We start from the raw sequence: 21,650 nt of genomic DNA, 5'->3' as shown, positions 1-21,650 counted from the left end.
ACGCGACGCGAGCCTCGATAGCTTCCTGTTCCATGACCGAAACCCACCACGAATGCCCGGACCTGGACCGGCTACTGCGCCTCATCGGCATCCTGGGATCCCCGGCCGACCCTGGCTTTTGGGACCGCTGGCAGACCGAGGACGGCGGCTACGGCTTCAAGAAGATCAAGGCGGGCATCGCCCAGCTCGCCCAGCCCGCCGACGAGCGGCACAGCTACTGGGCGCGGGACTTCGCCGACTACGTCCTGATGCTCTTCGCCACCGAGACCCCAGAGGAGGAAAGAAAGCTGGCCGACGAGATCGGGCGCCACATCACCTCGGGCTCGCACATGGCCGTCGGCACCCAGTTCCTCGCGGATTTGCGCGCCACTGCCTGGCAGGTGTGGCGCGACCACCACGGCGTCGACTCCGCTGCCGTAATCCGGCAGTGGGGGCAGGTGCCCTACCCCGGCGAACGCTCGTAAGCCCTGTTCGCTACTTTGCGCCGTAGGCCATAGGTAGGAAACCGAGGCATACCAGCGGAGCGGTACGGCTCGTCGCTGGTGTCTGAACTCTTGATCAGTAACTGTCTGTGGTCAACGGAAGCGAGCCAGGGAACAGCGTTCGGCCAGCCTCCGACGGCCGGCAGGGGCTAGCTGACCGGCCGTCGAGTCCGCCAGACGGGAGTCGCTGCCTGCGCAAGGCGCCGGCACAGCCGGCCGGGGCAATCCTTCAGTGCGGCTTCGTGCTTGAGCGGCGGAACTGGGCGGCTTTGGCGCGGTTCCCGCACGTGGCCATCGAGCACCAGCGTCGACGGCGTGCCGCTGACCGGTCGACGAACAGGGCGCTGCACGGTGCCGACGCACAGACTCGTACGGTGTCGCGTGCGCTCGTGCCCATGAGTTCCGCGGCGTCGAGCGCGATGTGGCACAGGGCGTCCCGCGCATCGGACGGTGCGGTTGCGGTCCGCAGAACCGGAATGCGCTCACGTACATCGAGATACGGCGGGCGGTCGGCCGCGCGTGCCAACCACGCGTTGATGACCTGCGCCGACTCCGCCGGGACGCGCTCCTCGGCCAGGACCGCTCTGATTCCCTGATCGATTGCCTCGCGCAGTTCCTTGGCCTGCCGGAGCAGCCCGTGGTCCACGGCCAGGGGGTGCGCGCTGATTTCCGCGGCAACGAACCACTCCGCGAGGTCTGCAGGGCTTTCCAGGAGCTCCCGCCAAGTGGTGGCGCGCTCTCGGACCGTGTTGACGAAGTCGACGCCGGGGCGCCCGCCGAACCACGCCCAGGGTCGAGTGCCTTCAAGCTGACTCCCGTTCATAACCACATGATAGGTTACCCGCTCAGTAACCGAATAACCGGTTATGTAGTTACCCAGGAAGGAAGGAGCGGTCCGATGGTTCACGGACCAGGGACAACGGAGGCCCGCTCGGCAGGGGCCCGGATATGGCTGCTGGCGCTGGGGATGTTCGCGATCGGCACCGACCTGTTCATCGTCTCCGGGCTGCTCCCCGCAGTCGGGCACGACCTACGCCTGTCAACCGCCGCCGCCGGCCAGACAGTGACCGCCTTCGCGATCACCTACGCCATCGCGGCGCCGGTCCTCGCCGGCGTCACGTCGAAGGTGGACCGGCGGGTTCTGCTCTTCGCCGTCCTGCTCGTCTTCGCCGTCGGCAACGCCCTCTCGGCGCTCGCGCCGTCCTTCGCCGTTCTACTGACCAGCCGGATCGTCGCGGGAGCGGGCGCGGCGCTGTTCGCGGCGACCGCATCGGCGGTAGCTGCGCGGATCGCCGTGCCGGAGCGACGCGGCCGGGCGCTGGCGATCGTGTACGCGGGCATGACCAGCGCCATCGCTCTCGGCGTCCCCCTGGGGAACGCGATCGGAAACCTGTCGTCCTGGCGGTGGGCCTTCACCTTCGTCGTCCTCCTGGCCCTCATCACCGCGGTCGGGCTGTGGTTCACCCTTCCGCCCCTGCCCGGCTCCGCGGGGACCGGCATCCGCGACCGGCTCACGGCCATCCGCATCGGGCGGGTCCCCACAGCCATGCTGACGACCATCCTGTGGGTGGTCGGAACATTCGTGGTCTACACCTACCTCGGCAGCATCCTGGTCACCGTCACTCATGCCAGCGCTTCCGACCGCACCTGGCTGTTGCTCGCCTTCGGTATCGGCAGCTTCGCCGGAGTCATGGCCGGGGGCCGCCTCGCGGATCGCACCAGCCCCACCGCCGGCCTGACAGTGACGATCGCGTTGCTCGCGGTCGTCCTGGCAGGGCTCGGCATCGCCGTGCACTCCCTCCCCGGAGCCGCTGTGGCACTCGCCATCTGGGGGCTGGTCCACTGGGCGAGCTTCCCGCTCATCCAGCACCGGCTCCTGGCCATCGGCGGCCGCAACGCCGACATGCTCCTGGCCCTCAACAACAGCGCCGTCTATATCGGTCAGACCGTGGCCGCCGTCGTCGGCGGTCTTCTGGTGGGAGCAGGGCTGCTCTCCCGGCTCCCGCTGGCCGGAGCCGCCTTCGAAGTCCTGGCCCTGCTCGCTCTCGCGCTCAGCGCGGGTGCACACCGCTCAGCCACTCACCCGGAAACGGACGTGGCGCATGCCGAACGCCAGACCGCCACGAGCTGAAACGCTGCCCACTTGAGGCCTTACGGCCCGGTACCGCAAGCCCCGATCACCACAGACGCCGGACAGCGTCGGCGCACGGAAGGTGATCGAATCCAACCTGGAAATCGCCGCAGGCTCCTGACCCCGCTTACCTCCTCCGGCAAACGATCACTGCGTGAGCGGGAAGCGATCTTTCGCCTCCTCCTGTCGCCGCAGGCTGTACGTACTCGTGAACACCCCGTGGTTGCGGCGGCCGTAGCCGATCTGCCCCTCGCCACCCCCTTCTCGTGGGCGCCCTCGATGCCCGGCCAGCGTGCCGCTGGTTAGGTGCTGCCGGCTTCATCCCTTCCAGCACTTCGCCACGGCCTGCGCGTGAGCCACCCGGTGGTCGAGCCTGTCGCCCCGGGCCCGGAATCGGCCGCGCGCGGACTCGGTCATGGCCGACCGGCCGAAGAGCGCACCCTGCCGTTTCCAGGCCGTCCGCAGCGGGGCACCGATGTCGTCGGCGGGCAGGTCGGCCAGCGCCAGGCCGACCTGCCACAGCAGGACCAATGGCAGCAGCGCCAGACACAGGAGCAACGACGGAACCGTCCCCTCCCGTCCGTGCAGCACCGTCCCATCGGGCAGGTGAATCTCGCACAAGGGCCGCCATCGCTTCTTCCGCGGCGGCAGGCGCAGTTCGGCCAAGCGCCCCCGCCGCCTCAGCCGGCCGCGGCACGGTCGAGGTCGATGTAGAGGCGGATGCCTTGACGGCCCTTGGTGCGGCGGCGCACCCGGACCGATCCCTGGATCTCCTTGGGATGGCGGACGTGGATGCCGCCGCACGGGATGACGATGTCGCCCGACCGCCACACGAACACGTCGTGGGTGTCCGGCAGCGGGGTGACGGTGGCCTCCGGGGAGGAGGCCAGCAGCTCCCGCACGCGGTCCTCGACGACGGCCGCCGCCTCGCCGGGGATGGCGCAGCCGAAGTCGAAGCGGGCGGAGTCGTCGCTGATGTGACAGCCGCGGGTGGACCGGGTCCGCCCCTGCGACTCCAGGTATCGCCGGTGGCGTGGAAGAGGAAGTGCGCCAGGGTGTGCATCTGCATGTTGCGGAACCGCCGGTCCCAGTCGATCTCCATCGTCACCTGGTCACCGGGGGTCAGCGTGCACGGCTCGGCGAACTCGTGGCAGACGCCCGACGAGCCTCCGACGCTGATCCCGCGTGCCGCGAGGCCCGTACGGCCTGGCACGCCTGGGCGTCGCTGCCGCGGTGGACACCGCTCATGCGGGTCCGGGCGGCGTCGATGTTCGGTCTTCACGCGGGTCACGTCGGGGATCCCGGGGTCGGACACGAGGTGGACGGGGTGCCCCAGGAGCCGTCCGGTGACGGCCAGGCCGAGGCCCCGCGAGCCGGAGGTGGACTCGACCACCGGCTGCCCCTCGGCCGGCAGGCCCCGTTCCCGCGCCAGGAGCAGCAGGCCCAGCCCCAGGAGGGACTTGAAGCTGGTCTCGGTGGCGGTGCTGCCGTGTACGGCACGCAGCCGTGACCGGCCGGCCGGCGGCCCGCAGTCGATCGTCGTGACCCGGGCCAGCTCCTCGATGACCTCGTAGGGGTCTTCTCGCTGTGCGACGGGGTGCACGGTGCTCACTTCGAGCCCTCCAGAAGGTTCTTGGCCCAGTAGATGGAGACCAGCAGGAGCGCGATCCCGCCCAGCTGGACCAGGCTCAGCCGCTGGTCGAAGAGGAAGAATCCGTAGCCGGCGGCGGCGACGGGCTGCAGGAGCACGAAGAGCGCGGTCAGTTGGAGCGGCAGGAACTTCACCGCGTGTGCCATGAGGGTCTGGCCGAACACCTGCGAGGTGATCGCCAGGCCGATGAGCAGCAGCCAGCCCTGTGCGCCGGTGGGCCAGATCTTCTCCCCGAGCAGGCCGGCGACGGCGAAGCACGCCACGGCGCAGACCAGGCTGAGGGTGGCCATGATGCGGGTGGCCTCGTGGCGGTCGCGCAGCCCCTTGGCCACGACCAGGAACAGGGCGTAGAACACCGCCGTGGCCAGGGCCAGGAGGTCGCCGCGCAGGTGCGTGGGGTCGAGGCCGGTGCCGAGGATGACCAGGACGTACAGGCCGCCGAGGGCGAGGACCGCGGGGAAGGCGAGCTTCCAGGGCAGCCGGTCGCCCCAGAGGAAGAAGGCGAGCGGCGCGATGACGAACGGCATCAGGTTGGCGAGGAGGTTGGCCTCCGCCAGCGAGGTGGAGAGGAAGGAGATGTTCCACAGGCACAGGTCGGCCGCGAGGAACAGCCCGCCCAGCGCGACGAGCGCGAGGTCCCGCCCGCTCATGCGCGTGCGCCGCCGTACGCCCCCGGCCCTCTTCTCCGCCGGCGAGCGGCGCGTCATGGCGACGGAGACCGCGAGGAGCATGGGCGTGGCGAACAGGGAGCGGTAGGCGCCGGTGGCCACGGGGCCGACCTCGCTGACCCGGACGAAGACGCCGCCCAGGGCCAGGCAGCACACGGCGACCAGCACCATGATCTGGTAGCGGGCCCGGCCGGCCTTCCGGGATTCCGGTGGGGTCCCGCCCGTACCGTGCCCGGTGTCCGGGGTCTCCGGCGCCTGCCGGTCGTGGCCGGGGGTCGTGGTCGCGCCGCTCATGGACGGCTCGCCTCCTCGAGGGTGAACGTGGACCCGGTGTAGCCGTGGGCGTCCAGCGCGCCGCGGCACCCCGCGACCCGTGCGTCGTGGTCGGACTGGTGCCGGGAGAAGACGAGGCCGGCCAGCGTGCCGCTGTGGGCGACGCGGATACCGAGCGCCCCGAAGTCCCGCTGGAGCGCGGTCAGATCGCTGAGCGACTCCTTCGGCAGCCGGTCGTTGTGCAGCTCCGCGCTGCGTGTGGCGATCCGCGCGGCGGCCGGTCCGTCGCCGGCGCGCAGGGCCGTGTCCAGTTCGCCGAAGAGCTGCTCGTGGACGTCCGCCGTGCCCGGGTCCTCGGGGAGTTGGCGGTGGAAGTCCTCGGTGTGCACGTAACCGCCCTCGTCCACGCCGACGATCGTCCACCGCAGGTCGGTGTGGTACGCGGTGATCAGCTGCTGGGAGCGCTGGGCGCACGCCGCGATGCCGGGGTGCACCAGGTAGTCGCCGTACTCCAGTCGGCGCGCTGCGGACAGGGCGAGGGCGTGGGCGGCCTCTTCCGGGATGTCGGGGCACGCCTCGGAGAGGCACAGCAGCGCGCCGGCGAGTATGTCGGTGGTGGAACTGGCGTGCCCTTTCGCCACCGGAATGTCGGACTCGATCTCCAGTACGCCGCCGTGGCCGCGCTGCCGCAGATCGGTGCTGAGCGAGGTGTGGACGCGCAGTGCCTTGACCCGGCCGGCGGGTCTGACGGTGAGCGGGGCCGCCCCGGACCGGTTCTCCCGTCCGATGCGGGCCTGGCAGCGGAGTTCTTCCACCGGGGCCGTGAAAAGGAAATGGCCGTATCCGGCCGCTCCGCGCGTATACCTCTGGAGTAATTCCCCGAAGGTGCCGTGGACGGTACGAGTAATCCTGGTCCGCATGGCGAGAAGTTGTACTCGAAAGCCGGGCCCCACGGCAATCCAACAATTCCTTTGTGCAGCCAGAAAGAACCCTTTGAGGCCACCGAATGTCGCGCATAACCGGATTAATATGAACCACGTTGAGGTGATGTGACCGCCTTTGCCCCCACCGCCGTCCCGGCAGGCCCGCGGGACGCCCGCCGCGCGACGGGCCCGCATGTTGCCCACTTCACTTCAACTCCCTACTGTGCGCCTGTGCTTGAGCCACGCCCTCTCCGCGTCCTGCGCGCCGTCGCCCGGACCGGTTCCTTCGCGTCGGCCGCGCGCCCTGGACTGCACCCAGCCGGCCGTACGCCGGCAGATAACGGCACTGGAGAATTCCGCACGGTCCCCGCTGGTCGTACGCAGCGCGAATGCCGGAGATTCCGGAGAGGAAATATGGCTCACCGCGGCCGGAGAAATCCTGAACGGCCGTTCCGGGCGTATTCTGACCCGGCTGCACGCCGCCGAGGAGGAATGGGCGTACCTCACCGAGGCACGCCTCGGCCGGGTCCGGCTCGTGTCCTTCCTCAGCGGTATGTCGGACCTGGTGCCGACGGCGCCGGCAGGGCTGCGCGCCGCCCGTCCCGGCCCCGAGGTGACCTTCGCCGAGGCCGCGCCGCCGCGCTCCGTGGAGATGCTGCGCGAGGGTGACTGCGACATCGCGCTCGCCTTCCGCTGTCCGGAGCTCCCCAGGGCCGGCCGCCCCCCCCAGCGGACGACTGGGACGGCCTGGTCGTCCATCCCCTGCCGACCGACCGCCTGGTCGTCGCGGTCCCCTCGGGGCACCGCCTCGCGGGCACCGCGGACACCGGGGAGATCACGCCGGCGCAGCTGGCCGACCAGACCTGGATAGCGGGGTGCGCGCGGTGTCACGGCCATCTGGTCGACCTCTGCCCGGCCGAGGGCTTCGCACCCCGGATCGACATGGTGACCGACGACCACCTCACCGCGGTCGCCCTCGTCCGCACGGGGCTGGGCGTGGCCGTCCTGCCGGAGCTCGCCCTCACCCCGGCGACCGGCGCCGTCCGGCTGCTGCGGCTCGCGCCGGCGGTGCCCCGCGAGATCGCCGCGCCGCCCCTGCCGGAGTACGCCGCCCTGCCCGCGGTCCGGGCCATGCTCGCCGAACTGACGTCCGCCGCCACCGTCCAGGCCGCCGCTCTGCCGTCCCTGTCCGCCCTCCCCGGCCGGGCACCTGACGGCACCGCCGCCCGTGCGGTCCGGGAGACACCGACGGCACCCGTCGGCCGGCGTTGCCGCCCCGCCGGCCCGTGCTGCCGCCACACTGGAGGGGACCACGCGGGGCGCCGCCCCGCCCGCCGTCCGAGGAGGCCGCCCATGGCCCGTTCCGCGTCCGACGTCCTCGACACCGCCGTACGGGAACTGACCCCCGCACCCGGCGCCAACCCCCTCGTCCCCGCCATCGCCGCGGGCGAGGCCCCGCGCGAGGTGTTCGCCACGCTCGCCCTGGAGCAGCACCACGTCATCACCTCGGACCGCCGCAGCTTCCGCCACCTCGCGGGGCGGGCCGCCGCCGAGCCGCCGGTCGCCGCCTTCTTCACCCACCTCGCCGACGGCGAGCGCATCGTGCTGGAGCACGTCCGCACCCTCGCCACCGCCTGCGGCCTGAAGGAGCAGGAGACCGCCGGGTACGAACCGCGGCCCGGCTGCCAGGCCTACCCCGCCTACGCGGCCTGGCTCGCCCTCGGCGCCGAACCGGCCGACGCCGTACTGGCCTTCGCCGCCAACTTCCGGGCCTGGGGCGACTACTGCCGCGCCGTCGGACAGGCGATGCGGCACCGCTACGGCTTCACCGACGAGGCCTGCGCCTTCTTCGACTTCTTCGCGACCCCCGCACCGGACCTGACCGACCGCGCCCTGACCGCGCTCCGGCACGGCCTGGACTCCGGGGCCCTGGACATCCCCCTGGCCCACCGCTACGGCCGTCTCCTCCAGGCGTACGAGGAGATGTTCTGGCGGACGGCGGCGGAAGCGTGAGTCACGCCAGCCAGTGCCGGCCGTACAGCGTCCTCGCCTCGCGCAGGTTCTCGGTGACGTTCTCCGCGACGGCCTCCGTGTGCGGGCTGTACGGATGCTCCCACTGGGCCCACAGCAGGTGCACCAGCGCGTAGGTCGCGAGGAAGAGGTAGTGGGGGTGGGTGTAGGTCTTCAGGCTCGCCGTGCTGCTGTAGAAGGGGGAGAAGGACTCGCCGTGGTACCGCTCGTTCCTGGCCGTGTAGAGAAGTCCGCCGAGGAGCAGCCGCGACCGGGCCCGCGCGCTCAGCAGCACCTCTTCCGCTCCGATCCGCAGCCGCTCACCGGCCAGCGCGCGGCGCAGCAGCATCGCCCGCCGGCGGTTGGCGTCCAGGTCGGCGCCCGGGGCGTGCGCCAGGTCGAGGAAGGTTCTGAGCTCGGCAGCGGTCGCGTCCTGGGCGCCGCCCGTCAGCCGCTGCCCGACCCTTCTGCCCTTCTCGGTGGCGGCCTCCAGGACGACCTTCTTGAAGAGGTACTCGCACGTCTGGCTCGGCACCTCCGCGGTCATCGCCTCGAACACCGCACCGTCCAGCGCCACGTGGTCGCTGACGTACCGCAGGGACTCGGTGATGTTGCGGCGCCTGCCCGTCCTGGTGGCCACGGTCCGGACGGCCGTCGATTCGAAGACCTTCCACACCGAGTCGAAGGCCAGGTCGGGCCGGTGCGGCAGCGCGTCGTACGCCTCCAGCAGATGGGAGACCTGGGTGTTGTACCAGGGGTCGTCCGAGTAGGCGAGGCCCAGGGGCACGAAGAGCCGGGAGCCCGTGCGGGAGACCCGGTCCCGGAACTGCTGCTCGACGGGGAGGCTGCGGCGTTCCGCCAGCACCCCCGTGCGGCTCCACTCCTCGATGATGCGCAGTCTCTCGCGCCGGTGATGCGTCCTGTCGCCCATCGACCGTTCCCCCCGTGATCGTTCCCCTACTGCCTGGCCGGCTCATCATGCGGCATGGCGGCCCGTTGCGGGCGGGACAGGAGGAAAGACCCGTTCCCCGGCCGGGGAACGGGTCTTCGCGGCGGCGCTTCCTACGGGCGTACGAGCAGCTCGCCCGTGGGCTCCGTCAGGGCGCCGGCGTCGTTGATCTTCCGGCCGCGGAGCCAGGTGGAGCGGACCACGCCGTGCAGGGTCCTGCCCGCATAGGCGGTGATCTTGTTGCGGTGCTGGAGGTGCGCCGGGTCGACCGTGAAGGTCGCCTCCGGGTCCAGGACCGCGAAGTCGGCGTCGCGGCCCGGGGCGATGGCGCCCTTGCGGTCCAGGCCGACCAGGGCCGCGGGGGCCGCCGCCATCCAGCGGACCACGTCCTCCAGCGAGTGGCCGCGGGCCCGCGCCGCCGTCCAGATCGCGGGCAGGCCGAGCTGGAGGGAGGAGATGCCGCCCCAGGCGTCGCCGAAGTCCGGGGTCTTCAGGTCGGTGGTGGAGGGCGAGTGGTCGGAGACGATGCAGTCGATCGTGCCGTCGGCCAGGCCCTGCCACAGCGCGTCCTGGTTCGCGGACTCACGGATCGGCGGGCAGCACTTGAACTCCGTCGCGCCGTCCGGGATTTCCTCGGCGGTCAGGGTGAGGAAGTGCGGGCAGGTCTCGACCGTGAGCTTGACGCCCTCCGCCTTGGCCGCCGCGATGAGCGGCAGCGCGTCGGAGGAGGAGAGGTGCAGGACGTGCACCCGGGCGTCCAGGCGCTTGGCCAGCGCGATCAGGCCGGCGATCGCCTCGTCCTCGGAGACCCGCGGGCGGGAGGCGAGGAAGTCGGCGTACTTGGGACCGCTGACCGGCGGCGCGCTCTCCAGGTGGCCCGGGTCCTCCGCGTGCACGATCAGCAGGCCGTCGAAGCCGGCGATCTCCCCCATGGCGGCGGCCAGCTGCTCCTGGTCCAGCTGCGGGAACTCGTCCACGCCGGAGGGCGAGAGGAAGCACTTGAAGCCGAAGACGCCGGCGTCGTACAGCGGACGCAGGTCCTTGACGTTGCCCGGTACGGCGCCGCCCCAGAAGCCGACGTCGATGTGCGCCTTGGACCGGGCGACCTCGCGCTTGATGTCGAGGTTCTCGGCCGTGGTGGTCGGCGGGAGGCTGTTGAGCGGCATGTCCACGAGGGTGGTGATGCCGCCGGCCGCGGCCGCGCGGGTGGCGGTCCAGAAGCCCTCCCACTCCGTACGGCCCGGGTCGTTGACGTGGACGTGGGTGTCGACGAGCCCGGGGAGGAGGACGTCGTCGCCGAAGTCCTCGACCCGCGCCCCGGCGGGGGGCTCGGCGTCGTGCGGCAGCACCTCGGCGATCCTGCCGTCCCTGACCGTGACGGACGCCGCGCGCGTCCCCTCCGGTGTGATGACTCGCGTGGAGCGGAGCATCAGCTCTGCGTCGGACACCCGGTCCCCTTCCTCGTGTACGTGTTCCTCGTGGTGCATGCAGTGACGGGATCTTCCGCACTGCGGAATTCAACGAACTGTTGAAGAGTCTTCACTTCGGGCGGCGGCCCGTCAAGACCCCTCAGGAGCCCTCGGCGGCCGCCACCCGCACCTCGTCCGCCGCGGGCGCCGGAGTGGCCGATACCTCCCTGACCTGCGAGGGGATGATCGAGTCCGGGATCGCGCCGCCGACCACCCGGCCGTTCCGGGACACCGCGTAGTACAGCGCTCCGGCCACGCCCATGCCGAACACCCAGGAGAACGGCGCGACGGCACCGAAGGCGGGCACCAGCGCGAGCACGGCGGAGACCGCGGCGGACGGCACGAAGGCGAGGACCGCCTTGGGGTTGTAGCCCTTGCGGTAGTGGTACGCGCCCGCCGCGTCGGCCGCGAACAGCGCGTCCACGTCGATCCGGCCGCGGCGGATGAGGTAGTAGTCCACCAGCAGGATCGCCACCAGCGGCCCGAGGAACGCGCCGAGGCCGCCCAGGAAGTACTGGATCACCAGCGCCGAGGAGTACAGCTTCCACGGCAGCACCACGACCGCGAGGACCGCCGTGATCAGCCCGCCGCGCTTGAAGTTCAGGTACTTGGGCGCGAGGTTGGCGAAGTCGTACGCGGGCGAGACGAAGTTGGCGACGACGTTGATGCCGATCGTGGCCACGATGAAGGAGAGGGCGCCGATCACCGTCACGACCGGGTTGTCGATCTTCTCGATCACCTTCACCGGGTCATAGATCGCCTCGCCGAACACCGAGATCGTGCCCGCCGTGACGAGGACGGCGACCACCGCGAAGGCGGTGAAGTTCACCGGCAGGCCGATGAGGTTGCCGCGCCGGTAGGAACGGTGGTCGGGCGTGAACCGCGCGAAGTCGGCGTAGTTCAGGACGAGCGTGAGGAAGGTGGCGACCGTGAGGCTGACCGCGATCAGGCTCTCGCGCGCCTGCTCCGCGCCGCTCAGGCCGGTCAGGCTGCGGGTGAGCGAGATGTCGCCGCCGGCCTCGACCAGCAGGTAGACGGCGAGCGCGAGGACGACGAGCCAGACCACCGGCCCGGTCGCGTAGTCCTGGACCTTGCGGATGAACTCCATGCCGCGGGTCAGCAGGACCGCCTGGAGCCCCCACATGAGCATGAACGAGGCCCAGCCCAGCGTGGACAGGCCCAGGAACGAGTTGTGGTGGTACGCGGCGAGGCCCGGCGCCACCTGGATCGCGAGCAGCACCACCGCCGTGGAGGCGAGCCAGGTCTGGATGCCGTACCAGGCGACGGCCATCACGGCCCGGAGGAGCGCGGGGATGTTCGCGCCGTACACGCCCCAGCTCGCCCGTGCGAGCACGGGGTACGGGACGCCGGTGCGGTGGCCCGCGTGCCCCATGCGGTTCATCAGCCAGTACACGATCGTGATGCCGGCCAGCAGCGCGAGGAAGACCTCCCAGGCCGGCAGGCCGAGCACGAAGAGACTGGACGCGAAGGCGTAGTTGCTGATCGCGTGGGTGTCGGACATCCACAGCGCGAAGACGCTGTACGTGCCCCACTTGCGCTCCGGGGCCGGGGCCAGGTCCTCGTTGAAGAGGCGGGGGTCCGGCTGCGGGGGTGGTGATGCCACATGAGCCTCCCGGGGTGGGACCCAGATACTGCAGACATCAGATGCCTGATGTCTAGAGACAGAGCTACAGCTCAGATGTCAGATGCCTGATGTCTCCGCGGAAAAATCTGCGTTACGCGCGGACGGAACGACCGAAAGGGACAGATGCGTACTGAGCGGCCAGGAGCCGATGCGCTTCGGACGCGGTGCGGCGAAACTCCGTACGGCGCTGGTGGCGAGCCCCAGCCCGGCCACCGCCTCGGCGAACTTCACGGCGGCCGCGACGCCGTCGACGACCGGTACGCCCAGCTCGCCCGAGACCCGCTCCTGGAGCCCGGCCATCCCGCCGCAGCCCAGGCAGATCACCTCGGCACCGTCCCGTACGGCCTCGCGGGCCGTCTCGACGATGATCCGGGCGGTCCGCTCCGGGTCCTCCTCCAGCTCCAGTACGCCCAGGCCGGTGCCGCGGACGCCGGCGCAGCGCTGCAGCAGGCCCGCGGTCAGCAGCCGGTCGCGGATCTGCGGCACGGCGCGGTCCAGGGTGGTGACGACGCCGTAGGAGTGGCCGAGCATCATGGCCATCTGGGCGGCGCTCTCGGTGATGTCCAGGACGGGCACGTCCAGCAGTTCCTGGGCGCCTTCCCGGCCCGGCTCCCCGAACCCGGCCATGACCAGGGCGTCGAAGGGGGTGTCCAGGGTGGTGAGGCGGTCCAGTACGGCCGCCGCGCTGAGGTAGCCCTCGAAGTGGCCCTCGATCGACTCCGGGCCCCAGAGCGGCTCGGTGGCGATGATCTCGGTGCCGGGGGACGCGACGGCGGTGGCGGTGGTGCGGATCGATGCGGTCATGGAAGCCGTGGTATTCGGGTTCATGACAAGAATGCGCATGACACTCCAGGAAGCCGGAGGCTCCGAACGCGGGAAGCGGTACGGGGTCTTGGTGCCGGCCCGGGAGGGGCGACGGCAGCGGGAAGCCCGGCGCTTCGGTGAATTGGAGGATTCCACAGAATGGGCGGTAGCTTTCGAGTTGCAGAACGTAGCTTCGCCCACTAGGACCGTCAAGGGATCCTGACGAGTAACCCAGGTCGCACCCCCGGTCAGCCGCCAAACGGGGGCTGACCGGCGGGAACGACTGTGCGATAGACAGTGTGTCGACAGGAGGGGAACGGTAGGCTGCTCCCGGTCGGACGCGGAACTCTCCCTCTGCACGCGCCGGGCCCGACACCACCTGATCCGAAAGGAACGCGACGTGCCGCCGTCCAGCGCCAGCACTTCCGACGCAGCCAAGCCCGCAGCCGCGAGCGGGGGCGTCCAGTCCCTCGAGCGCGCCTTCGACCTGCTGGAACGGATGGCAGATGCCGGCGGCGAGGTCGGCCTCAGCGAGCTGTCGGCCAGCAGCGGGCTGCCGCTGCCCACCATCCACCGCCTGATGCGCACGCTGGTGGCCTGCGGATACGTCCGCCAGCAGCCCAACCGCCGGTACGCGCTCGGCCCCCGCCTGATCCGCCTCGGCGAGAGCGCCTCGCGGCTGCTGGGCACCTGGGCCCGCCCGTACCTGGCCCGCCTGGTCGAGGAGACCGGCGAGACGGCGAACATGGCGCTGCTGGACGGCGACGAGATCGTGTACGTCGCCCAGGTCCCGTCCCGGCACGCGGTACGCATGTTCACCGAGGTCGGCCGCCGGGTGCTGCCGCACACCACGGGCGTGGGCAAGGCGCTGCTGGCGGGCCACGCGCCGGAGGAGGTCCGCGCGCTGCTCGGGCGGACGGGCATGCCGGCCGCGACCGAGAAGACCATCACCGAGCCGGACGCCTTCCTGCACGCCCTCGAAGAGGTGCGCGGGCAGGGCTTCGCCGTGGACGACAACGAGCAGGAGATCGGCGTGCGCTGCATCGCCGTGCCGGTCCCGGACTCGCCCACCGCCGCGGCCATCTCGATCTCCGGCCCGACCGGCCGGGTCACCGAGGCCGCCACGGACAAGATCGTGCCGGTCCTCCAGGAGGTCGCCCGCGAGCTGTCGGTGGCACTGGCGAACCAGAACCCGGCATAGCGGGCAGCCGCACACCGCGGACGTACGAAGCGGGGCGCGGGGCTCGTCGCCCCGCGCCCCGCTTCGTGGGCTATCCCCCTCAGCCCCGTGGCAGATCGCCGAAGAGGTCGATGACCTTGCGTACCTCGGTGAGCGTCGGCGACAGCGCACTGACCGACCCCACGGCCCCCGCGATCAGCAGCAGTGAGCGGCGCAGCCGTGGCACTTCCGGCGTGCCGCCGGTCACCATCGCGTCCAGCGCGGCCAGCTCGTCCTCGGCGACGCCCCGGTCGGGCAGCTCCGCCGGGTAAGCGGCCAGTTCACGGCGGAGCCGGGCGACGGCGACGCGCAGCGCTTCGACGCGCGGATCGTCCTCGACCCCGGTCTCCTGCCTCGGCCTCGGCCTCTGCCTCTGCCACTGCTCCACAACGACGGCACCCTCCACGGCCGTTGGTTCGCACCGCACCACATCGCCCCCTCACCCGGCCCCGCTCCATCGGGAAGCCGCGGATCAGTTAACGCCACGGTGCGCTATTCGCGCCATACGGAGAGCGAAATTCAGTTGGACCTCCGGACGGCCACGAGATGACGCCCGACCGGCCCGACGGCTGCCGGGCCCCGTCCTCGCGCCCCCGCGGCCGGGAGCGCCGCGACCGTGACCGGCGCCGTTCGCCTCGTACTCATGGGCAAATCTGTCGCAGAATCGTCGCTGCTCCGGATATCACTTGACTTTCGGTGCGCGCCCGTGGTGCGCCCGGCGCTCTACGAGTACGCGCACCACCGCGTGCCGCAATGCGCCGGGATGCGGTAAGCCAGTCCCCATGACGAGCTCCGGCGCCGACGCGCACCCCACCACTCCCCCGCTCCCTCCGCACCCGGCCGCCGGGCGGCCGCCCGTCGCCGGACTGCTGCTCGCGGCCGGCGGCGGACGGCGGCTGGGCGGGCGCCCGAAGGCGCTGCTGGACTTCCGCGGCCGGCCGCTGGTCGAGAACGCCGCGCGGGTGCTGCGGGAGGGCGGCTGCGGGCCGGTGCACATCGTGCTGGGCGCGGCGGCGGGCACCGTCCGCGAGCGGGCCGAGCTGTCCGCGTACGCCGTCACCGAGAACCCGGACTGGGCGGCGGGCATGGGCACGTCCCTCCGTGCCGGGCTCGCCGCGCTGGCCGGTACGGGCGCGGGCGCCGTGGTGGTCTCGCTGGTCGATCAGCCGGGCATCGGGTCCGCCGCGGTGGCCCGGCTGGTGGCGGCGTACGAGGCGGGCGCGGACCTGGCGGCGGCCGCGTACGAGGGACGGCGCGGGCATCCCGTGCTGTTCGGCGCGGAGCGCTGGGCGGCGGTGGCGGCGGGCGCGGCGGGCGACCGGGGCGCCCGGGACTATCTCGCGGCGCACGCCGGAGCCCTCACGCTCGTGGAGTGCGCCGACGTGGCCGAGCCGTACGACATCGACACCCCGGCCGACCTGCCCCGGCTCGACGCTTCTGGACGGGGGGCCGGACAGTGATGGAGCGTGACCGCGATGGCACTCAGCGCCATTCGATCACCTCATCTGTCGATCAAAAGAATCTCGACGTCAACAAACCATTGAACTTCCGCTATAAGGAAACTACTCTCCACTGGTCAGAAGCGCCCTGAACCCCAGACGGCGCCCGCGACCGTATCTCGGAGCCCTCGGCACCCAGTGCCGCCAGGGCGACCCGGCGGCCGTCAGGCACCGCCGCTGAATTGGAGTGACAGCCCATGTCCGCACCAGCGCCGTCCCCGCTGGCCATCGTCGACGCCGAGCCCCTGGAGCGCCAGGACGAGGTCCTCACCGAGGCCGCCCTGGCCTTTGTGGCTGAGCTGCACCGCCGGTTCACCCCGCGCCGCGACGAACTCCTCGCCCGGCGCGACGAGCGCCGTGCGGAGATCGCCCGGACCAGCACGCTGGACTTCCTCCCCGAGACCGCGCACATCCGCGCGGACGACTCCTGGAAGGTCGCCGAGGCCCCCGCGGCCCTCAACGACCGCCGCGTGGAGATCACCGGTCCCACCGACCGCAAGATGACCATCAACGCGCTCAACTCGGGCGCGAAGGTCTGGCTCGCCGACTTCGAGGACGCCTCCGCCCCCACCTGGGAGAACGTCGTCCTCGGCCAGCTCAACCTGATCGACGCCTATGAGCGCCGGATCGACTTCACCGACGCGCGCAGCGGCAAGTCGTACGCGCTGAAGCCCGCCGAGGAGCTCGCGACCGTCGTGATGCGCCCCCGCGGCTGGCACCTCGACGAGCGCCACCTCCAGCTCGACGGCAAGGCCGTCCCGGGCGCCCTCGTCGACTTCGGCCTGTACTTCTTCCACAACGCCAAGCGCCTGCTCGACCTCGGCAAGGGCCCGTACTTCTACCTGCCGAAGACCGAGTCGCACCTGGAGGCCCGCCTCTGGAACGAGATCTTCGTCTTCGCCCAGGACTACGTCGGCGTCCCGCAGGGCACCATCCGCGCCACCGTCCTCATCGAGACGATCACCGCGGCGTACGAGATGGAGGAGATCCTCTACGAGCTCCGCGACCACGCCTCCGGCCTGAACGCCGGCCGCTGGGACTACCTCTTCTCCATCGTCAAGAACTTCCGTGACGGCGGCGCCAAGTTCGTCCTCCCGGACCGCAACGCGGTGACGATGACCGCGCCGTTCATGCGCGCGTACACCGAACTCCTCGTCCGCACCTGCCACAAGCGCGGCGCGCACGCGATCGGCGGCATGGCGGCCTTCATCCCGTCCCGGCGCGACGCCGAGGTCAACAAGGTCGCGTTCGAGAAGGTCCGCGCCGACAAGGACCGCGAGGCCGGCGACGGCTTCGACGGCTCCTGGGTGGCCCACCCCGACCTCGTCCCGATCGCGATGGAGTCCTTCGACAAGGTCCTCGGCGAGAAGCCGAACCAGAAGGACCGCCTGCGCGAGGACGTCGACGTCAAGGCCGCCGACCTGATCGCCATCGACTCGCTCGACGCGAAGCCCACCTACGACGGGCTCGTCAACGCCGTCCAGGTCGGCATCCGTTACATCGAGGCGTGGCTGCGCGGCCTCGGCGCCGTGGCCATCTTCAACCTCATGGAGGACGCGGCCACCGCCGAGATCTCCCGCTCCCAGATCTGGCAGTGGATCAACGCGGGCGTGGAGTTCGAGAACGGCAAGAAGGCCACCGCCGACCTCGCCCGCGAGGTCGCCGCGGAGGAACTCGCCGCCATCCGCAAGGAGATCGGCGAGGAGGCCTTCGCCGCCGGCAAGTGGCAGCAGGCCCACGACCTCCTCCTCCAGGTCTCCCTCGACACCGACTACGCCGCCTTCCTCACCCTCCCGGCGTACGACCAGCTGCGCTGACGCGCCACGTACACCGAGCGCCCCCGCCGCACCCCGCGGCGGGGGCGTTCGCGTCGCGCCCAACTCCCCGCGTCCTGACGGGTATACGTCAACTCGCGGGTCTGGTAGGAAAGCTTCCTAACGATTGGGGAACCCCCCACGGAACTCTCCTGTCTGGAGGCGATCCACCATGCGCACCCGATCGAAAGCCGCGGTGACCGGCAGGACGGCCGCCGGTGCCGTCCTCGGTATCGCCCTCCTCACCGCGCCCGCGGCGGCACACGCCGCGCCGGCCGGGCTCGACGATCCGGCGAAGAAGGAGATCGCCATGCAGCTGGTGTCCAGCGCGGAGAACTCCTCGCTGGACTGGAAGGCGCAGTACGGGTACATCGAGGACATCGGGGACGGCCGCGGGTACACCGGCGGGATCATCGGGTTCTGCTCCGGTACGCACGACATGCTGGAGCTGGTGGAGCTGTACACCCAGCGGAAGCCGGGGAACGTGCTCGCGAAGTACCTGCCCGCGCTGCGGGAGGTGGACGGCAGCGATTCGCACGAGGGGCTGGACCCGGGCTTCACCAAGGACTGGAGGACCGCCGCCAAGGACCCGGCGTTCCGGAAGGCGCAGAACGACGAGCGGGACCGGGTGTACTTCGACCCGGCGGTGAAGCAGGGGAAGGCCGACGGGGTCGGCGTGCTGGGGCAGTTCGCGTACTACGACGCCATCGTGATGCACGGCGGCGGGAACGACGCCACCAGCTTCGGCAGCATACGGAAGAAGGCCCTGGCGAAGGCCGAGCCGCCGGCCCAGGGCGGGGACGAGAAGACGTACCTGAGCGCCTTCCTGGACGCGCGCGTGTGGGCGATGAAGCAGGAGGAGGCGCACAGCGACACGAGCCGGGTGGACACCGCGCAGCGGGTCTTCCTCACCAAGGGGAACCTGAACCTCGACCCGCCGCTGGACTGGAAGGTGTACGGGGATCCGTACCACATCGGCTGAGCGGCGGTCACGGTGTGCGGCGGGCGGGGCGGCTCGCGCGCCCCGCCCGCCGCACGGCCGTCAGTGGGCCGCTGCCGGTTCCTCCGCCGCCGTGCGGGCGCGCTTGCCCAGGTGGTTGAAGACCAGGTTCAGGGTGACCGCCAGGAGGCAGCCGGTGGAGATGCCCGAGCCGAGGACGATCTGCGCCCAGGACGGGAACGCGTCGTAGAAGCCCTTGGAGAGGGCGGGCGCGAGGCCGGCGCCGAGGGTGACGACGACGATCAGGGCGTTGTCGCCGCGGTGCAGGTCGGCCTGGAGCAGGGTCTGGATGCCGCTGACGGCGATGGAGCCGAAGAGGAAGAGGCTGACGGCGGCCAGTACCGGCATGGGGACGACGGAGATCAGCGCCGCGGCGGCCGGGCTGAGGCCGATGAGGACGAGGAGACCGCCGCTCAGGGCCACGACGAAGCGGCTGCGGACGTTGGAGATGACGACCAGGCCGATGTTCTGCGCGAACGCGCTGGCGTGGAAGGCGTTGAAGAGCGGGCTGAGCGCGGAGCCGAGGCTGTCGGCGCGCAGGCCGCGGGCGATGGTCTTCTCGTCGACGTCCTTATCGACGATCTTGCCCAGGGCGATCATGTCGGCGGTGGACTCGGTGAGGATCACGAGCATCACCACGCACATGGAGATGATCGCGGGGAGGGAGAACTGGGGGGCGCCGAAGTGGAGGGGGGCCGGGACGCCGAACGCGGTGGCGCCGTCCAGCTTCGAGAAGTCGGCGAGGCCCATCGGGATCGCCAGCAGGGTGCCGAAGAGCATCGCGAAGAGCATGCTGATCTGCTTGAGGAAGCCGCGCGTGAAGCGCTGGAGGAGCAGCATCATCACGATGGTGGCGGCGGCCAGGGCGATGTTCTTCGGGTCCGGGGTGCCGGACGGCGCGCCGTCCACGACCCACTCGTAGGCGACCGGGATCAGGGAGACGCCGATGAGGAGGATGACGGAGCCGGTGACGACCGGTGGGAAGAAGCGTACGAGGCGCGAGAAGTACGAACTCACCAGGAAGCCGAAGAGGCTGGAGACGATGACGGCGCCGAAGACGACGGGCATCCCCGCCTGCACCCCGCCCTCGGTCGTCAGGATCGTCAGCATCACGCCGACGCCCGCGAAGGAGACGCCGTTGACGAACGGCAGCCGGGAACCGATGAAGTTGCCGAGGCCGAGCGTCTGGAGGAGCGTCGCGATACCGGCCATCAGGAGGCTGCCGCCCATCAGGACGGCGGTGTCGGCGGCGGACATCTTGGCCGCGACCGCGACGACGAGCGGTACGGAGACGGCACCGGCGTACATCGAGGCGACGTGCTGGAGGCTCGCGACGAGCATGCGGCCCGCCGGCAGCACCTCGTCGACGGGGTGAACGGCGGCGGTGCCGCTCGTGGGTGGCGCGGGGGCGTCGGACGGGACGCGGGCAGAACTCATGGGTGGCGCTTCTTCCGTCTCGTACGGGATGCGGCCGGCGCCGCCCGTGGGCTCCGTGCGCGTACGGATGCGCACGGCATGCACGCGGCATGCGTACGGCGTGCGCACGGATGCGTACGGGAGCCCAGGGCGGGCCGACCTCAAGACTGGAAAGTAACTTCCGTCTGCGCTGTGGCGGGACGACGTTACGTCAGTGCACCCCGGCAGCGGAAGACCCTTCGGCCGGCCGCTGTGACGGAATTCCATCCTCCAGAAGTCCCGCCGACGCCTCCTGTTCACCTTCACGGCCTGCGCGAAGGTGGTTGAAAAGCAGGTTGAGGACGATGGCGACGAGACAGCCGGTGGAGATGCCGGAGTCCAGCACGACCAGCAGGTCCTTGGGGAAGTTGTGGTAGAAGTCGGGCGCCGCGATCGGTATCAGGCCGATGCCGACGGCCGCCGCGACGATCAGCGCGTTCTCGCCCTTCTCCAGGGCCGCGGTCGCCAGGGTCTGGATGCCGCTGGCGGCGACCGAGCCGAAGAGCACGATGCCCGCGCCGCCCAGGACCGGCAGCGGGACGAGGGAGATCACGGAAGCGGCGACCGGACAGAGGCCGAGGACGATGAGGATCAGGCCGCCGGTGGCGACGACGAAGCGGCTGCGTACCTTGGTCATCGCGACCAGGCCGATGTTCTGTGCGAACGCGCTGCACGCGAAGCCGTTGAAGACCGGGCTGATCGCCGTGCCGAGGGTGTCGGCGCGCAGGCCGCCCTCGATGGTCCGCTCGTCGGCGGGCCGTCCGACGATCTTCCCGAGCGCCAGCATGTCGGCGGTCGACTCGGTCATGCAGACCAGCATCACGATGCACATCGAGACGATCGCGGCGATCTCGAACTGCGGGGCACCGAAGTGGAAGGGGGTCGGGAAGCCGACGACGTCGGCCTCGGCGATCACGCTGAAGTCGGTGATGCCGACGGGTATCGCGATCAGGGTGCCGGCGATCAGGCCGAGCAGGATGGATATCTGCTGGAGGAAGCCGCGCAGGGTGCGCCGCAGGACCAGCACGATCACGAACGTCAGGGCCGCCATGCCGATGTTGGTCAGCGAACCGTAGTCCGGTGCCGCCGCGTTGCCGCCCTGGGACCAGTTGAAGGCCACCGGGAGCAGCGAGACGCCGATCAGGGTGATGACGGTGCCGGTGACCACCGGCGGGAAGAAGCGGACCAGCTTGGAGAAGTACGGCGCGACGAGGAAGCCCAGTACGCCGGCGACGATCACCGCTCCGAAGATGATCGGCAGCGCGTTCTCCGGGCTCTGCGCCTTGCCGATGGCGACCATCGGGGTCACACCGGCGAACGAGACGCCGTTGACGAACGGGAGTTTCGCGCCGATCTTCCAGAAGCCGAGCGTCTGGAGCAGGGTCGCGATGCCGGCGGTGAAGAGGCTGGCGCCCATGAGGAACGCGGTCTCGGTCGCACTCAGCCCGCAGGCCGGTCCGACGATCATCGGCGGGGCCACCACACCCGCGTACATCGCGGCCACATGCTGCAGGCCGCTGGTGAACATTCTGAAGGGCGGAAGGGTCTCGTCGACCGGGTGTTTCCGGTCCCCCTCCACGTGCTGCCCGGGAGTTGCGGCCACTGCGGGCCTCCTTCGATTTCTGTGCCACCGGGCCGGTGGCACGAGCCTGTCACGG

19 protein-coding genes and 1 pseudogene are annotated in these 21,650 nt (G+C 70.9%); 8 read left to right on the top strand and 12 right to left on the bottom strand.

The window, feature by feature from the left end; translation table 11 throughout:
- The first annotated feature begins 32 nt into the window (after window positions 1-32).
- Window positions 33-464: a hypothetical protein gene (locus tag AAC944_RS28450; RefSeq protein WP_196942953.1), complete on the top strand. Its 432-nt coding sequence runs from the start codon at window positions 33-35 to the stop codon at window positions 462-464.
- 247 nt (window positions 465-711) lie between these two features.
- Here the strand turns inward: AAC944_RS28450 and AAC944_RS28445 are convergent, their stop codons facing one another.
- Window positions 712-1,305: a CGNR zinc finger domain-containing protein gene (locus tag AAC944_RS28445; RefSeq protein ID WP_030613319.1), complete on the bottom strand. Its 594-nt coding sequence runs from the start codon at window positions 1,303-1,305 to the stop codon at window positions 712-714.
- Window positions 1,306-1,380: 75 nt separating this feature from the next.
- On the opposite strand from AAC944_RS28445, the gene AAC944_RS28440 reads away from it, so the two are divergent.
- Complete coding sequence (locus AAC944_RS28440) at window positions 1,381-2,613, top strand: MFS transporter (RefSeq protein ID WP_063759918.1); 1,233 nt, start codon at window positions 1,381-1,383, stop codon at window positions 2,611-2,613.
- Between the two features lie 318 nt (window positions 2,614-2,931).
- On the opposite strand, the gene AAC944_RS28435 is transcribed toward AAC944_RS28440, so the two are convergent.
- The 4 genes from AAC944_RS28435 to AAC944_RS28420 all read right to left on the bottom strand — a co-directional run bounded on the left by AAC944_RS28435 (window position 2,932) and on the right by AAC944_RS28420 (window position 6,020).
- Window positions 2,932-3,279 carry a hypothetical protein gene (locus AAC944_RS28435; RefSeq protein ID WP_368396482.1) on the bottom strand — a complete coding sequence of 116 codons (348 nt, stop codon included), beginning with the start codon at window positions 3,277-3,279 and terminating at the stop codon, window positions 2,932-2,934.
- Between the two features lie 14 nt (window positions 3,280-3,293).
- Window positions 3,294-3,515 carry a hypothetical protein gene (locus AAC944_RS28430; protein ID WP_051871665.1) on the bottom strand — a complete coding sequence of 74 codons (222 nt, stop codon included), beginning with the start codon at window positions 3,513-3,515 and terminating at the stop codon, window positions 3,294-3,296.
- 706 nt (window positions 3,516-4,221) lie between these two features.
- Window positions 4,222-5,226 (bottom strand): DMT family transporter, encoded by a 1,005-nt coding sequence (locus AAC944_RS28425; RefSeq protein ID WP_030613328.1) that lies wholly within the window; start codon window positions 5,224-5,226, stop codon window positions 4,222-4,224.
- The gene (locus AAC944_RS28420) at window positions 5,223-6,020 is read right to left on the bottom strand and encodes a GHMP family kinase ATP-binding protein (RefSeq protein WP_368396481.1); all 798 of its coding nucleotides are present in this window, start codon (window positions 6,018-6,020) and stop codon (window positions 5,223-5,225) included. The genes AAC944_RS28425 and AAC944_RS28420 overlap by 4 nt, the downstream gene beginning before the upstream one ends.
- Window positions 6,021-6,359: 339 nt before the next feature.
- Here AAC944_RS28420 and AAC944_RS28415 point away from each other — a divergent pair.
- Window positions 6,360-7,286, top strand: a pseudogene (locus tag AAC944_RS28415) (LysR substrate-binding domain-containing protein); the annotation flags it as partial.
- Window positions 7,260-8,141, top strand: a complete 882-nt coding sequence (locus AAC944_RS28410) for a thiaminase II/PqqC family protein (protein WP_368397328.1) — start codon at window positions 7,260-7,262, stop codon at window positions 8,139-8,141. The pseudogene AAC944_RS28415 and the gene AAC944_RS28410, both read left to right, overlap by 27 nt.
- A 1-nt stretch (window position 8,142) precedes the next feature.
- Here AAC944_RS28410 and AAC944_RS28405 read toward each other — a convergent pair whose 3' ends face one another.
- From AAC944_RS28405 to AAC944_RS28390, 4 genes are all read right to left on the bottom strand, one after another.
- Entirely contained in the window at window positions 8,143-9,069 is a 927-nt protein-coding gene (locus AAC944_RS28405; protein ID WP_030613337.1) for a hypothetical protein, read from the bottom strand.
- 131 nt (window positions 9,070-9,200) lie between these two features.
- Complete coding sequence (allB, locus tag AAC944_RS28400) at window positions 9,201-10,535, bottom strand: allantoinase AllB (RefSeq protein ID WP_030613340.1); 1,335 nt, start codon at window positions 10,533-10,535, stop codon at window positions 9,201-9,203.
- A 121-nt stretch (window positions 10,536-10,656) separates the two neighbouring features.
- Window positions 10,657-12,180 (bottom strand): NCS1 family nucleobase:cation symporter-1, encoded by a 1,524-nt coding sequence (locus AAC944_RS28395; protein WP_030613344.1) that lies wholly within the window; start codon window positions 12,178-12,180, stop codon window positions 10,657-10,659.
- A 78-nt stretch (window positions 12,181-12,258) separates the two neighbouring features.
- Window positions 12,259-13,044, bottom strand: coding sequence for an aspartate/glutamate racemase family protein (locus tag AAC944_RS28390; protein WP_030613348.1), 786 nt, complete (start codon window positions 13,042-13,044; stop codon window positions 12,259-12,261).
- A gap of 361 nt (window positions 13,045-13,405) precedes the next feature.
- Between AAC944_RS28390 and AAC944_RS28385 the strand changes: the two genes are divergently transcribed.
- Window positions 13,406-14,206 carry an IclR family transcriptional regulator gene (locus AAC944_RS28385; protein WP_030613351.1) on the top strand — a complete coding sequence of 267 codons (801 nt, stop codon included), beginning with the start codon at window positions 13,406-13,408 and terminating at the stop codon, window positions 14,204-14,206.
- 79 nt (window positions 14,207-14,285) lie between these two features.
- On the opposite strand, the gene AAC944_RS28380 is transcribed toward AAC944_RS28385, so the two are convergent.
- Window positions 14,286-14,612, bottom strand: coding sequence for a DUF5955 family protein (locus tag AAC944_RS28380; RefSeq protein WP_051871667.1), 327 nt, complete (start codon window positions 14,610-14,612; stop codon window positions 14,286-14,288).
- Between the two features lie 478 nt (window positions 14,613-15,090).
- Between AAC944_RS28380 and AAC944_RS28375 the strand changes: the two genes are divergently transcribed.
- From AAC944_RS28375 to AAC944_RS28365, 3 genes are all read left to right on the top strand, one after another.
- On the top strand, window positions 15,091-15,684 hold the full coding sequence (locus AAC944_RS28375; protein WP_030613357.1) for a nucleotidyltransferase family protein: 594 nt from the start codon (window positions 15,091-15,093) through the stop codon (window positions 15,682-15,684).
- A gap of 236 nt (window positions 15,685-15,920) precedes the next feature.
- A complete protein-coding gene (aceB, locus tag AAC944_RS28370) occupies window positions 15,921-17,540 on the top strand; it encodes a malate synthase A (RefSeq protein WP_030613360.1) in 1,620 nt (539 codons plus the stop codon).
- 169 nt (window positions 17,541-17,709) lie between these two features.
- Window positions 17,710-18,519, top strand: coding sequence for a chitosanase (locus tag AAC944_RS28365; protein WP_030613367.1), 810 nt, complete (start codon window positions 17,710-17,712; stop codon window positions 18,517-18,519).
- Window positions 18,520-18,579: 60 nt separating this feature from the next.
- On the opposite strand, the gene AAC944_RS28360 is transcribed toward AAC944_RS28365, so the two are convergent.
- Both AAC944_RS28360 and AAC944_RS28355 read right to left on the bottom strand, forming a co-directional pair.
- Window positions 18,580-19,974, bottom strand: a complete 1,395-nt coding sequence (locus AAC944_RS28360; protein WP_051871683.1) for a nucleobase:cation symporter-2 family protein — start codon at window positions 19,972-19,974, stop codon at window positions 18,580-18,582.
- A 190-nt stretch (window positions 19,975-20,164) separates the two neighbouring features.
- Complete coding sequence (locus AAC944_RS28355) at window positions 20,165-21,595, bottom strand: nucleobase:cation symporter-2 family protein (RefSeq protein ID WP_030613373.1); 1,431 nt, start codon at window positions 21,593-21,595, stop codon at window positions 20,165-20,167.
- Window positions 21,596-21,650 lie beyond the last annotated feature (55 nt).

Origin of the sequence: Streptomyces sclerotialus, assembly GCF_040907265.1 — a bacterium.
Lineage (GTDB): Bacteria > Actinomycetota > Actinomycetes > Streptomycetales > Streptomycetaceae > Streptomyces > Streptomyces sclerotialus.
This window is presented reverse-complemented; position numbering and strand designations above follow the sequence as displayed.

Bases quoted from the DNA above. Each gene is read 5' to 3' on its own strand.
- AAC944_RS28450 (WP_196942953.1), top strand. From the start codon at position 33: ATGACCGAAACCCACCACGAATGCCCGGACCTGGACCGGCTACTGCGC.
- AAC944_RS28445 (WP_030613319.1), bottom strand. From the start codon at position 1,305: ATGAACGGGAGTCAGCTTGAAGGCACTCGACCCTGGGCGTGGTTCGGC.
- AAC944_RS28440 (WP_063759918.1), top strand. From the start codon at position 1,381: ATGGTTCACGGACCAGGGACAACGGAGGCCCGCTCGGCAGGGGCCCGG.
- AAC944_RS28425 (WP_030613328.1), bottom strand. From the start codon at position 5,226: ATGAGCGGCGCGACCACGACCCCCGGCCACGACCGGCAGGCGCCGGAG.
- AAC944_RS28410 (WP_368397328.1), top strand. From the start codon at position 7,260: ATGCTCGCCGAACTGACGTCCGCCGCCACCGTCCAGGCCGCCGCTCTG.
- AAC944_RS28405 (WP_030613337.1), bottom strand. From the start codon at position 9,069: ATGGGCGACAGGACGCATCACCGGCGCGAGAGACTGCGCATCATCGAG.
- AAC944_RS28390 (WP_030613348.1), bottom strand. From the start codon at position 13,044: ATGCGCATTCTTGTCATGAACCCGAATACCACGGCTTCCATGACCGCA.
- aceB (WP_030613360.1), top strand. From the start codon at position 15,921: ATGTCCGCACCAGCGCCGTCCCCGCTGGCCATCGTCGACGCCGAGCCC.
- AAC944_RS28365 (WP_030613367.1), top strand. From the start codon at position 17,710: ATGCGCACCCGATCGAAAGCCGCGGTGACCGGCAGGACGGCCGCCGGT.
- AAC944_RS28360 (WP_051871683.1), bottom strand. From the start codon at position 19,974: ATGAGTTCTGCCCGCGTCCCGTCCGACGCCCCCGCGCCACCCACGAGC.